This is a genomic window from Sphingobium terrigena (genome assembly GCF_003591655.1).
GTDB classification, from domain to species: Bacteria; Pseudomonadota; Alphaproteobacteria; order Sphingomonadales; family Sphingomonadaceae; genus Sphingobium; species Sphingobium terrigena.
This window is the reverse complement of sequence record NZ_QVRA01000057.1, coordinates 1-6,889: the sequence shown is the minus strand read 5'-3', so window position 1 is coordinate 6,889 and position 6,889 is coordinate 1. Positions and strand designations below refer to the sequence as shown.

Genomic DNA, 6,889 nt, shown 5'->3' with positions numbered 1-6,889 from the left:
ACGGACGGACCCGCTCCCACTGCTCGTCGCTTAATCCGTGTCGATCCAAGATGGCGCTCCCTTCGCCAGTCTTGAATCCGATCTGCGCGGAAAAGGGAATCCCCTAATTGTCCACAGGCCTTAGGGTAACGAATGCCGGTCGGCCCTTTTCGATAGCTTGGCGCATCATGGCCCGAGATGTTGGACAAGTCGCCGCCCCAGAGAGCAAACGACAGTTCTGGCCGATCACATCGGACTCAGCGTAGCCGCTTAACCGTTCGAAGGCATCATTGACAGCGATGATGGCGTTTTCGGCTCTCGCATCCGTCACGATAGTGGCGAGCGGCGAGTGGCGGCTTGACCGTATCAACTCGTCTCGCAGCCGTTGTCCCTGCAAAGCGAATTGCGCAGGATCCGTCATCTGATCAGAGGGCACCGTCATCTCGTGTGCTCACAAAAACGCCATATGGTGGTAGTCGCATCCGTTAATAGTCTGGACAGGCAAGAGCATTCCGATCTGAACAAGAACCTGGCGGGCGGGCCGTGCTTTCGATCGCGTTCGTATCACATCGCGAATAACAGAGCCATTATGTCTAGGTCGAACAGACGATGTGATACAGCGAGCGCACCTCAGCAAACATGTCTGGGATTTCATGCTGCATTATCCAGCAACAGCAGAAAGCAAAGCGAGACCGCTCGCGAGTTCGCTCGTTCCAGATCAATAGTCCATGGCCGGTGAAGGCGTGGGTTTATCATCCTTCTGCGACTCTACGACGAATGCTTTGGTGGAGATAAGAAGCAATGCAACCGAAGCCGCGTGCTCGAGCGCGGGGCACACCACTTTGCTTATCATTCGCTGTCACGAAAGCGAACCTAAATGGTCAGAATTTAATGGCGCGCAATCGGCATTGCATGCTGGCGACGCTTACGTTCGGTCGGCGGAGGATTGAGTTCTTTCAAACCCCTGGCCATGTTGAGATGGCCTGTAACGATCGGCACGAGGCTTGTGGCGAAGCTTTTGAGGGCTGGTACGTCGCCATCGGTGGCATAAGCGCTAAATCTATGGATGGCGACAACCTTTATTGCGAGTCGTTTGCTGGGAACCAACGTGTATCGTGCAGATTTTACTCTTACTTTATAACCAAGGAGGCCGAAGATGGCAGAGCCACAGTTCACCGATGCGATCGCTTTGCTGAAGGCAGACCACCGAAAGGTCGAAGACCTGTTCGAGAAATTCGAGAAATCGACTTCCGCGGGGCGGAAGCAGGCCTTGGCACAGGAAATCTGCGTCGAGCTCAAGGTCCACACGTTGATCGAGGAGGAGATCTTCTATCCTGCCTTCCGCGGTCTGATCGAGGATGATACCCTCGACGAAGCTTATGTCGAGCATGATGGTGCGAAGGTCCTGATCAACGACATCGAGGCAGGCTCTCCCGACGATGATTTCTATGACGCCAAGGTCAAAGTTCTCTCTGAAGAAATCAAACATCATGTTCATGAAGAGGAAATGCCGTCGGAGGGCATGTTTGCCCAATGTCGCAAAACCGATGTTGATTTAGTCGCACTGCGCGATCAAATGGTCGGCCGAAAGACGCAACTGCTTAATCTGGCTAAGACATCAGGACTGCCTTCGGCTAAGCCAACGGTCGTCAAACTAGTCACGGCATAGTTGTTTCCGCCGCGCCTCGGCGGCGTGGACGCCTTCGGTGAGCATGGAGGACGAAGCATTGATGGCCGCCGCCACGAATTTGGCGATGGCGATCCCGATATTGGCGAACAGTGCATCGTGCAGAACGATGTTCTCACGGGATCTGCCCGACAGATCAGCCAGGGCGCTCGACCAGGATAGGGCTGGACTGGAGCAATCAAGCCAGATGGGCGGTATTGCAGCGACCATTTTGGCGGTTTTCGTCACTAGGTCCGGTGTCCTGTCCAGATCCTTGAAGTCGATAGGCATCATCGCTAAGCCTACCTAATAGCAGGCGGCAACGGCGGGAATCGTCCAGCTGACGTCGCTCAGGGGCTGAAATGGCTGAGCCGAGGAGAAATGCGCGCCATCCCCATTGCCCGGGATCGCTGCGATCGCGACCTTTCCGTAGCTCAGCCTCCGCCCTTCATGGTCGGGGTCGGAATGAAAGGCATCCATCCGCTCCAGTTCGCGCTTGGCGGTGCTGCTGATTTGCCCCATCCAAATCGGTCCACCGAGGATCAATGTGCCATGGGCGAGAATTTTCTCGCGAAGCGCCGGCCATGCGTCGCCATGGACTTCGTCGGACGTGACGCCAGCCTTGATATCGGAGGCCGCGACGCTAACGAATTCGCTGATTCTCACGTTATGCTGATTGAAGGTTTTTGCTAGCACCGCGATTATGGCATCGGATGCGCTAGCTTTGTGAATGTCTGCTTTCAGCGTGCAGGTTGAGCGCAAAGGCTTTGAGGGCCATCGATCATCTCCTTGGGATCGGGAACCGTGTCTAGGTGCCCGCCGAATGCGACCGCCCGTTTGTCATGGAGAGAACTCCTGACCTCTCAATGTGTTCTTGAGGCGAAGGAGATAATGCAATGAGCGATACCGCCCCAATGATCCATGAGGATGCGCTGCCCGGCCACGAAAGCAGGCTGAACCCCAAGCCGCAATGGCAGCCCCGCTTCAACGGCTCGGATCGCCTTGCCGGAAAAGTCGCCATCATCACCGGTGCCGACAGCGGGATCGGACGAGCGGTCGCCGCGCTCTATGCGCGCGAAGGTGCTGACATAGCGATAGTCTATCTGCTGGAAGATGATGACGCGGCGGAAACGAAGCGCATCGTGGAAATGGAGGGGCGCAAGGCCATTACGATCTGCGGCGATATTGGCGAGCCCGCCTTTGCAGATGAGATTGTCGCTCGTACGCTGGAGGCCTTCGGCAGGATCGACATTGTTGTCAACAATGCGGGTGAACAGCATCCCGACAAGGACATAACGGACATTAGCGAAGATCAGCTACGTCGCACCTTCCAGACCAACATTTTCGGCATGTTTTTCCTGGTACAAGCCGCGCGTCCCCATTTGAAGGCGGGCGCGGCCATCATAAATTGCACCAGCGTGACCATGTATCAGGGCAGTTCAGAGCTGTTGGATTATAGCGCAACGAAGGGCGCCATCACCGCCTTCACCCGGTCTCTGTCCGAAAATCTGGTAAGTGATGGGATACGCGTAAACGCCGTCGCACCTGGGCCAATCTGGACCCCGCTCAATCCCTGCGGCGGTGCAAGCCCGGAAAAACTGGAGAATTTTGGCGAAGGGACACCGATGGGACGCCCCGGCCAGCCTAATGAGGTCGCCCCGGCCTTCCTTTTCCTCGCCTGCGAGGATGCCAGCTACATGTCAGGCCAGGTGTTGCATCCAAATGGTGGGACGATCGTGAATGGATGAACCCGTAAACCTGCCCCTCTCACGACCTTTGATGGCCGATTTTCAGATCCCAGCTGCGTTTCGTCCGCTCTTCGTGGGGCGCATCCATTCGGGCCGATTAAGATCAGGCAGTCGATGCCTGCTCCTTGCACCCAAAATCGGCCAGCGGAATTAAATTTCGGGCGCTCGGCATGGTTCGTGCGCAGCTGTCAGAATGTTTCAAGCAGCCGAGGTATCTGTGGCAGTAACTCGCGGGCCAAGAAACCAATGGTGCCAATTTCACTCGCCGTAAGTTGGCCAGCGGCTCCGTGTATCGAAACACCCCAAGCTATGGCCACAAAGGGTGATGTCCCCCGGGCGATCAGGCCGCCGATGATGCCGGCAAGAACATCGCCCGATCCGCCAATGCCGAGCCCGGGACAGCCGCCGGTGAAATGCAGTATCGGGGTCCCAGGGCCGGCGATCCAGGTTTCCGGCCCCTTGAGCGCTACAAAGGCGCCCGTCCTTTGCACGAGATCGGCTAGCATAGCTGCAGGATTGTCAGTGATGGCCTGCGGATCGCATCCAATGAGTCGGGCCATCTCACCATGATGCGGCGTGAGAACGAGCGGCAACCTGGCAGCAGCTGTCGCCAGTTCGCCCGGATCAGCACAGGTGAGCGCCCCAGCATCAAGCAGAAGGGCCGGTGGCGATAGAGCCAGAAGGCCTTGAACCAACTGGCCCGTCTCGCTGGTAGCACTCATACCGGGTCCTACCAGCAGCACATCACACTGCGGTACAAGATCGGCCAGGACCGCTACGGCCTCCTGAGCAATCTCGCCGTCATCGCGCATCGGCAGACCAACCATGGCAGCTTCGGGGACCAATACGCCCAGAGTCAATGCGACCGCCTCGACAGTGGCCATCTGTAATTTGCCTGCACCCGCGCGCAGTACTGCTTCGCCGGTCAGGGCAAGTGCCCCGGGAACGAAGCGCGCCCCGCCGACCAGAAGGACGCGTCCCCTGCTATTCTTGTCGACGCCGCTCTCGATGTTGGGAAGGGGGTGGGCGGCGCGCCAATCCCCATCAAGAGCAACTATTTCGGTCATCCCCTGGCAACCGCGGGAAGATCAGGCGCATCAGTCACCGGCACAACCTGCACATCATCAGGCACCACGACGTTATAGCGCTGGAGAACAAGATTGCCCTGGCGCCCCGCTTGTGGATCGAAGCGGTATTCAGTGACTGAGCAGTTAGCGACGTCCCCCTCGCTATCGATGTTCAGAATCTGAGCTTCATCCATATTTTCGATAATGTAGCGCAGGCACAAGACGACCACCTGGTGCGCAAAGATCATGACCCTTTGACCCGGATAATGAAGAGATACCGTATCCATGAGGGCTCGGAGACGAAAGATGACATCACACCAACTCTCGCCCCCGGGCGGACGGTGATAGAATTTCCCGAGCGTTTGGCGAAAGGCGGCTTGCTGCGGCTCGAGCTTTGCCACGCCGCCGGTGGTAAGGCCGTCAAGGATACCAAACTCCTTCTCTCGTAGCCGCTCGTCGCTGCAGACGGGCTCGTGCATTGCAGCGCCGCCCGCGCCCCTAAATAGCTTGGCCGTCTGAACGGCCCGGCGATAGGGTGATGAGAGGATCACATCGGGGAGCGGACCCATTGCGCCACTGGCGAACCATCGACCAAGCGCCTTGGCCTGTTCCACGCCCAGGTCACTAAGCGGAACATCGACATCCCTCCCTTCCAATGCGATGCGATCAAGTGCGGCGTCATGGGCAGCGTCGCGGGCGACATTACCGGCGCTTTGTCCATGACGTACAATCCAGAGGTGCGAGGGCCAGGGCGGACGATCATCATTCATGGTCAGATCAATGCCTTTCGGCATCTTCCAGTTCCTACGATATGTCGATGGACGTTTTCTCTGCGGCGCTTACCAGCGGACGCCGCACGGTCGGCGCACCTAGATCCTATTGTAAGGCCATTAATTGACGATAGTCTGGAGGACCGTGCGTGCATGGCTAGCCCACATTTTTCGAACGCTATTATCCCTCAGGAAGCAATGCGTTGATTCAAGTTAGCCAAATTTGCCTCTCATCTACTGGAACGGGAAACGAATTCAAGAATTGTGGAGCCATGCCCCGCTATCATCTCAATTTGTTCAACAGCGCCGACACCTATGATGAGGACGGTCGTGAGTTCGAGGATCTGGCCGCCGCGAAAGATGAGGCGATACGCAGCTCTCGCGATCTTATGGCCGAACATGTCAAAGCCGGTGAACCCATTGACCTTGGTCATTATATTGAGGTCGCAGATGACGAGGGGAAGGTTTTGGCCACCATCGATTTCCGGGAGCTCATCACGATAACCGACAGCAGGGCAACTGCAGTCTAGCGACCAGGCTCGCACTGTATCTCCAGCAGGCGAGGGAAGGATCGGCATGTTGCGTGTCAACAAAGAGACAGTGAGCGGCAGGAGGAGGAAATCAACAACCTCACACATCCATCAGACCTTGGTCAGTTTGTCCAGCGTCTGCTGGCGCGTTCGCGCCTGACCCATGAAGAGCAGAGCGCTATTCTGGCCCTTCCAACGCGCGAGTTCGAGGTGCGCGCCAGGCAGGATTTTGTGCCGCTGGGCGAAGAGACAGATTATTGTTGTTATATCGCGTCTGGCCTTGTCGCGCGGGTTGGTCAGGTAAAAAATGGAACCCGGCAAACTACCGCACTTCATATCCCAGGTGACATGGCAGATCTCCATTCTGCAGTTCGACCTATCGGGATTGGCGGACTTACCGCATTGACAGATACACAGATCCTGCGCGTACCCCACGCCGCTGTACGGACGTTAGGGAGGGATTTTCCAGCGATCGCAGAGGCATTCTGGAGGGACTGCATTTTTGATGCCGCCATTCTTATGCAGTGGGCGGTCAATCTCGGCCGGAAAGACGCGCGGTCACGGCTCGCTCACATTCTCTGCGAGCTGGCAATTCGATATGGAGGCGGGCGAGGAGCGCCGCTTCTCGAATTCAACCTGCCGATGGTTCAGGAGCAGCTAGGCGATGCAGCAGCCCTGACGTCCGTTCATGTGAACAGGAGCCTCCGAACCCTGCGAAACGAAGGCCTGGTTACGGTTAGAGGCGGCATCGTCAAAATTCATGACTGGGACCATCTCAAGCAGGCAGGTGAGTTCGACCCGACCTACCTTGTTGCCGACACCGTCCCTGATCGACAGAAGCGATTGGTCTTCCAATAGCGCGCCATCGGTTCTTCGGCTGAGACACGGCTCGTAATCGAGCGGCGGCTTTGAAAATGAAGTCATGCCATCCCTCGAGCCTAAGATGGGCTCTAAGAGCGAAGCCCTTTTGCGTCCTTCCAAATCAGCGCCAATCCGGCTGCTGGATCGTATCGCTCCGGTGAGGGCCGCCTTGCGGTGATTGGCTGATATTTTGACATGGCACCGGTGCAAGCGCCGGTGTTTGCACCGATACTAAGGACGGTGCGATGAGTCAGATCACGGTAATTTC

Annotated in this window: 9 protein-coding genes and 1 pseudogene; 4 read left to right on the top strand and 6 right to left on the bottom strand. The window is 57.0% G+C overall.

Annotated elements, in window-relative coordinates:
* Positions 1 to 103: 103 nt before the first annotated feature.
* A complete protein-coding gene (locus D0Z70_RS25900; RefSeq protein WP_420820407.1) occupies positions 104 to 400 on the bottom strand; it encodes a PAS domain-containing protein in 297 nt (98 codons plus the stop codon).
* Between the two features lie 735 nt (positions 401 to 1,135).
* Here D0Z70_RS25900 and D0Z70_RS23985 point away from each other — a divergent pair.
* Positions 1,136 to 1,648 carry a hemerythrin domain-containing protein gene (locus D0Z70_RS23985; RefSeq protein WP_119750706.1) on the top strand — a complete coding sequence of 171 codons (513 nt, stop codon included), beginning with the start codon at positions 1,136 to 1,138 and terminating at the stop codon, positions 1,646 to 1,648.
* A gap of 21 nt (positions 1,649 to 1,669) precedes the next feature.
* Here D0Z70_RS23985 and D0Z70_RS23980 read toward each other — a convergent pair.
* Positions 1,670 to 1,810: pseudogene (locus D0Z70_RS23980) on the bottom strand (cation diffusion facilitator family transporter); the annotation flags it as partial.
* A gap of 141 nt (positions 1,811 to 1,951) precedes the next feature.
* Positions 1,952 to 2,407, bottom strand: coding sequence for a flavodoxin family protein (locus tag D0Z70_RS23975; RefSeq protein WP_239019124.1), 456 nt, complete (start codon positions 2,405 to 2,407; stop codon positions 1,952 to 1,954).
* A 134-nt stretch (positions 2,408 to 2,541) separates the two neighbouring features.
* Here D0Z70_RS23975 and D0Z70_RS23970 point away from each other — a divergent pair, with 134 nt between their 5' ends.
* Complete coding sequence (locus D0Z70_RS23970) at positions 2,542 to 3,393, top strand: SDR family oxidoreductase (protein WP_119750704.1); 852 nt, start codon at positions 2,542 to 2,544, stop codon at positions 3,391 to 3,393.
* A 188-nt stretch (positions 3,394 to 3,581) separates the two neighbouring features.
* Here D0Z70_RS23970 and D0Z70_RS23965 read toward each other — a convergent pair whose 3' ends face one another.
* Positions 3,582 to 4,460 carry an NAD(P)H-hydrate dehydratase gene (locus tag D0Z70_RS23965; protein WP_119750702.1) on the bottom strand — a complete coding sequence of 293 codons (879 nt, stop codon included), beginning with the start codon at positions 4,458 to 4,460 and terminating at the stop codon, positions 3,582 to 3,584.
* Positions 4,457 to 5,254: a histidine phosphatase family protein gene (locus D0Z70_RS23960; RefSeq protein ID WP_220475707.1), complete on the bottom strand. Its 798-nt coding sequence runs from the start codon at positions 5,252 to 5,254 to the stop codon at positions 4,457 to 4,459. Before D0Z70_RS23960 ends, D0Z70_RS23965 begins: the two co-directional genes overlap by 4 nt.
* 248 nt (positions 5,255 to 5,502) lie before the next feature.
* Here D0Z70_RS23960 and D0Z70_RS23955 point away from each other — a divergent pair, with 248 nt between their 5' ends.
* Positions 5,503 to 5,760, top strand: a complete 258-nt coding sequence (locus D0Z70_RS23955) for a DUF6894 family protein (protein WP_119750700.1) — start codon at positions 5,503 to 5,505, stop codon at positions 5,758 to 5,760.
* A gap of 111 nt (positions 5,761 to 5,871) precedes the next feature.
* On the opposite strand, the gene D0Z70_RS23950 is transcribed toward D0Z70_RS23955, so the two are convergent.
* Positions 5,872 to 6,123, bottom strand: a complete 252-nt coding sequence (locus D0Z70_RS23950) for a hypothetical protein (protein WP_147418837.1) — start codon at positions 6,121 to 6,123, stop codon at positions 5,872 to 5,874.
* On the opposite strand from D0Z70_RS23950, the gene D0Z70_RS23945 reads away from it, so the two are divergent.
* Positions 6,109 to 6,618, top strand: a complete 510-nt coding sequence (locus D0Z70_RS23945) for a Crp/Fnr family transcriptional regulator (protein WP_119750696.1) — start codon at positions 6,109 to 6,111, stop codon at positions 6,616 to 6,618. The genes D0Z70_RS23950 and D0Z70_RS23945 overlap by 15 nt on opposite strands.
* Positions 6,619 to 6,889 lie beyond the last annotated feature (271 nt).

Coding starts and splice junctions, on each gene's coding strand:
- D0Z70_RS25900 (WP_420820407.1), bottom strand. CDS start 400: ATGACGGATCCTGCGCAATTCGCTTTGCAGGGACAACGGCTGCGAGAC.
- D0Z70_RS23985 (WP_119750706.1), top strand. CDS start 1,136: ATGGCAGAGCCACAGTTCACCGATGCGATCGCTTTGCTGAAGGCAGAC.
- D0Z70_RS23970 (WP_119750704.1), top strand. CDS start 2,542: ATGAGCGATACCGCCCCAATGATCCATGAGGATGCGCTGCCCGGCCAC.
- D0Z70_RS23965 (WP_119750702.1), bottom strand. CDS start 4,460: ATGACCGAAATAGTTGCTCTTGATGGGGATTGGCGCGCCGCCCACCCC.
- D0Z70_RS23960 (WP_220475707.1), bottom strand. CDS start 5,254: ATGCCGAAAGGCATTGATCTGACCATGAATGATGATCGTCCGCCCTGG.
- D0Z70_RS23955 (WP_119750700.1), top strand. CDS start 5,503: ATGCCCCGCTATCATCTCAATTTGTTCAACAGCGCCGACACCTATGAT.
- D0Z70_RS23945 (WP_119750696.1), top strand. CDS start 6,109: ATGGCAGATCTCCATTCTGCAGTTCGACCTATCGGGATTGGCGGACTT.
- D0Z70_RS23950 (WP_147418837.1), bottom strand. CDS start 6,123: ATGGAGATCTGCCATGTCACCTGGGATATGAAGTGCGGTAGTTTGCCG.